Consider the following 4,357-nt stretch of genomic DNA (forward strand, 5'->3'; position numbering starts at 1 on the left):
AGCAGGTTGTGGGCCTCGTCGACCAGCAGCGCGGCGCGCCATTCGCGCTCCTTCATGGTGGCCCAGAGGAAGGCGCTGCCGTCGAAGTAGTAGTTGTAGTCGCCGACCACCACGTCGCTCCAGTGGGCCATTTCCTGTCCCAGGAAATAGGGGCAGATCTCGTGCGCGAGCGCGATGCGGCGCAGCGCCGGGCGGTCGAGCCAGGCGGCGCGCGCGGCTTCGGCGCGCGCTGCCGGCAGCCGGTCGTAGAAGCCCTTGGCGAGCGGACAGGCATCGCCATGGCAGGCCCGGCCCGGGTGCTCGCAGACCTTTTCGCGCGCGGTCAGCTCGAGCACGCGCAGCGGATCGGCCGGTGCCTTGCCGCCCGCGGCGGCCTGGCGCTCGAGCAGCCGCAGCGCCTCGAGCGCGATCGCGCGGCCCGAGGTCTTGGCCGTGAGAAAGAACACCTTGTCGACGCGGCCGGCCGCGCGCGCCTTGAGCAGCGGAAACAGCGTGGCCAGCGTCTTGCCGATGCCGGTGGGCGCCTGCGCCATCAGGCAGTGGCCCTTCGAGGCCGCGCGGTAGACCGCCTCGGCGAGCTCGCGCTGGCCGGTGCGGAAGGCGCCATGCGGAAAGGCCAGCGCGCCCAGCAGGTCCGCCAGCGCCGCGTGATGCCGGCCCTCGCGCTCGGCCCAGGCGATGTAGCGGCCGCAGAGGTCCTCGAAGTGGGCCTGCAGTTCCTCGCGCGTGTGCAGTTCCTCGAGCACGGTTTCCTCGCCGCTCGCGAGGTCGAGGTAGACCAGCGCCACGGTGATCGCCGCATGGCCGTCGGCCTCGCAGAGCATCCAGCCGTAGCAGCGCGCCTGCGCCCAGTGCAGCGCGCGGTGGTTGCCGCGGATGGCGTCGAAGTCGCCGCGGAAGGTCTTGATCTCCTCGACGCGGGCACTGCCCGACTGCAGCTCGTAGCCGTCGGCGCGGCCGCGCACCAGCAGGGCGCCGCATTCGGACTGCAGCGCGACCTCGCTCTGGTAGTTCTCGCCGCGCCGGCCCTGCACCAGCGCGTGGCCTGCCATGCCTTCCTGCGCGCTGGGCGCGGGCACGAAGCGCAGGTCGAGGTCGCCGGCCTTCGCGCCGAAGGCGCACAGCGCCTTGACGGAGACGGGCGCAACGGTGGCGCAGAGGGCTTCGCGGGACATCGGCGTGGTGGTTCGACAGGATGCGGCGGCCGCCAGTATATGGATATTCATCCAGTGTTCTGGTGGAATTCACAGTATCCCTGTCGGCGCGTAGGCTGGGGCGCACGGGCGTTTCCGGGCCGAACCGGCAGCGGCGCCCTGTCCGGAAGGGTCCGATGTGCCACCGCCTTCGCCTCGCCTGTCCGACTTCCGAAAGGAGACACCGATGACTACCCTGAAACCCGCCACCGAACTCGCCGCCGCGGCGAGCCGTCCCTACCCCAACGACAGCGCGGTCTACCGCCAGGCCCGCACCGCCCTGCTCGCCGAGGAGATCGAGCTGCGCCGCCACGTCGAGCGCGTGGCCGCCCAGCGCCGCGAACTGCCGCTGGGCGGCGAGTCGCCGCCCTACCGCTTCCGCGACGAGAACGGCCGCACGGTCGGCCTCGACCACCTGTTCGGCGACCACGACACCCTGGTCACCTACTTCTGGATGTACGGCCCGCAGCGCGAGCGGCCCTGCCCGATGTGCACCGCCTTCCTGGGCGCGCTCGACGTGCCGGTGCGCGACATCGCGCAGAAGGTGGCGTTCGCGGTGCTCGGCCGCTCGCCGGTGGCGCGGCAGCTGGCCTTCGCGCGCGAGCGCGGCTGGCGCAACCTGCCGTTCTATGAGACGGTCGGCGACGATTTCGCGCGCGACTACCGCGGCCTCGCGCCCGACGGCAGCGAATGGCCGGCGCTCGACGTCTGGGTCCGGCGCGAGGGCCGCGTGCATCACTTCTGGGCGCCGGAGCTGGCCGAAACCGCCGACCCGGGCCAGGATCCGCGGCTCGCGGTCGATCCCACGCCGCTGTGGAACATCTTCGACCTGACGCCGGCCGGCCGCGGCAGCGACTGGTATCCGCGGCTAGAGTACTGAGCCTCGGGGAGGCCCGCGGCCTCTCCTCCCCTCCTCTTCCCTCGCGCCTTGCCGCCGTTCCGGGGCCGGGCGGGCGGCCGCGCGCCGCCCGTCCCGTCCGGTCGAAGACAATGTCAATTGTTCGTTCACAACTACGTTCGAAATGAAAACTGCTGCCGCGATCGACACCGCCGACTTCGAGCGCCTGCTGAGCCGCAACATCAAGCTGCCGCTGCTCGGGGGGCTGTTCGGTGCCGTCGTCTTCGTCGCCCTGATCCTGTACCTGCTGTCCACCATCGCCTGGGTCGAGCACACCGACCAGGTGGTGCGCAGCGCCAGCGAGCTGCAGCGCCGCTCCATCGACATGGAAACCGGCATGCGCGGCTTCCTGATCAGCGGGCAGGACCGCTTCCTCGAGCCCTACGACGCCGCGCTGGCGCGCGTGAAGACCGACACCGCGGCGCTGCGCCAGCTGGTGGGCGACAACCCGCAGCAGATCGAGCGCGTCGACCGCATCGGCTCGCTGCAGGGCGCCTGGAACGAGTTCGCGGCCGACATGATCGCCGCGCGCCGCAGCGGCGGCGACTTCGAGGCCGCCGTCAAGCTGGGCCGCGGCAAGCGCCTGACCGACGACATCCGCAACGAGTTCGACAACTTCATCAACACGGAGCAGTCGCTGCGCTTCCAGCGCAACGCCGAGGTCAAGCGCACCAGCTGGATGGTGGTGGGCCTGTTCCTGCTGTTCACGCTCACGCTCAGCGGCCTGGTCGCCTACTTCGGCCGCCGGCAGCTGGTGCGGCTGTCCGAGAGCTACGACGCGGTGCTGCAGGAGCAGGAGGCGCACACCGAGCGCCTGACCGAGCAGGCCTGGCTGCGCACGGCCCAGACCGAGCTGGTCGGCGAACTGGTGGGCGAGCTCAGCGCCGCCGACATGGGCCGCAAGATCCTGGCCTTTTTCTCGCGCCACCTGGGCAGCACCGTGGGCGCGCTCTACGTGCGCGAGCGCCATGGCCCGCTGCGCCGCGCGGCCAGCTACGGCTTCTCGGTCGAGGCCGAGAACGCGCAGCAGGTGTTCTCGCCCACCGAGAGCCTGGTGGGCCAGGCCGCCGCCGAGAAGCGGCTGATGCTGATCGACCCGGTCGAGGCCGACTATCTCAAGGTCAACTCGGGCCTGGGCGAGATGCGCCCGCGCGCCGTGGTGCTGCTGCCGGTGGCCAACGACGGCGTGTCCAACGGCGTGGTCGAGCTCGGCCTGCCCGGCACGCCCGACCAGCGCGCGCGCGACCTGTTCGAGGTGGTGGCCGAGGACATCGGCACCTCGCTGGCCGCGGCGCGCTACCGCGAGCAGCTGCAGGACGTGCTGGCCGAGACCCAGCAGCTCAACGAGGAGCTGCAGGTGCAGCAGGAAGAGCTGCGCACCGCCAACGAGGAGCTCGAGGAGCAGTCGCGCGCGCTGCGCGCCTCACAGGCCATGCTCGAGAACCAGCAGGCCGAGCTCGAGCAGACCAACAGCCAGCTGTCCGAACGCACCGAGGCACTCGACCAGCGCAACATGGCGCTGCGCCACGCCCAGCGCGACCTCGAGGAACGCGCCGACGAGCTGCAGCGCGCGAGCCGCTACAAGTCGGAATTCCTCGCCAACATGTCGCACGAGCTGCGCACGCCGCTCAACAGCGCGCTGATCCTGGCCAAGCTGCTGGGCGACAACCCGCAGGGCAACCTGAGCACCGAGCAGGTGAAGTTCGCCGAGTCGATCTATGCCTCGGGCAACGACCTGCTGGTGCTGATCAACGACATCCTCGACATCGCCAAGGTCGAGGCCGGCAAGCTCGACCTGGTGCCCGAGGACACGCGCCTGGACCGCCTGGCGCAGGGCCTGGAGAGCACCTTCCGCCCGCTGGCCGACGAGAAGCGGCTGAGCTTCCGCCTCGAGCTGCATCCGGCTGCGCCGGCCTCGCTGGTCACCGACCGCCAGCGCGTGGAGCAGATCCTCAAGAACCTGCTGTCGAACGCGCTCAAGTTCACCGAACAGGGCGAGGTCTCGCTGGTGATCTCGGGCACGGCCGACGGCGGCGCCTCGTTCGCCGTCTCCGACTCGGGCATCGGCATCGCGCCGCACCAGCAGGAAGTGATCTTCGAGGCCTTCCGCCAGGCCGACGGCACCACCAGCCGCCGCTATGGCGGCACCGGCCTGGGCCTGTCGATCTCGCGCGACCTCACGCAGCTGCTGGGCGGCACGCTCAGCGTGCAGAGCGAACCGGGCCAGGGCAGCACCTTCACCCTGCACCTGCCGGCGCAGGCACCG

3 protein-coding genes are annotated in these 4,357 nt (G+C 71.0%); 2 read left to right on the forward strand and 1 reads right to left on the reverse strand.

What is annotated here, in order from left to right:
- On the reverse strand, positions 1-1,175 hold a 1,175-nt coding region (locus tag AC27VN_RS34155), incomplete at its 3' end, for a DEAD/DEAH box helicase (RefSeq protein ID WP_490879452.1).
- A 205-nt stretch (positions 1,176-1,380) separates the two neighbouring features.
- Here AC27VN_RS34155 and AC27VN_RS34160 point away from each other — a divergent pair.
- A complete protein-coding gene (locus AC27VN_RS34160; protein WP_490879453.1) occupies positions 1,381-2,073 on the forward strand; it encodes a DUF899 family protein in 693 nt (230 codons plus the stop codon).
- A 142-nt stretch (positions 2,074-2,215) separates the two neighbouring features.
- The coding region (locus AC27VN_RS34165) for a CHASE3 domain-containing protein (protein WP_490879454.1) at positions 2,216-4,357 on the forward strand (2,142 nt) is incomplete at its 3' end.

This window comes from Variovorax sp. 20P10.2.4 (genome assembly GCF_058244205.1).

Excerpts from the sequence above, each read along its gene's own strand:
- AC27VN_RS34160 (WP_490879453.1), top strand. The coding sequence starts at position 1,381 with ATGACTACCCTGAAACCCGCCACCGAACTCGCCGCCGCGGCGAGCCGT.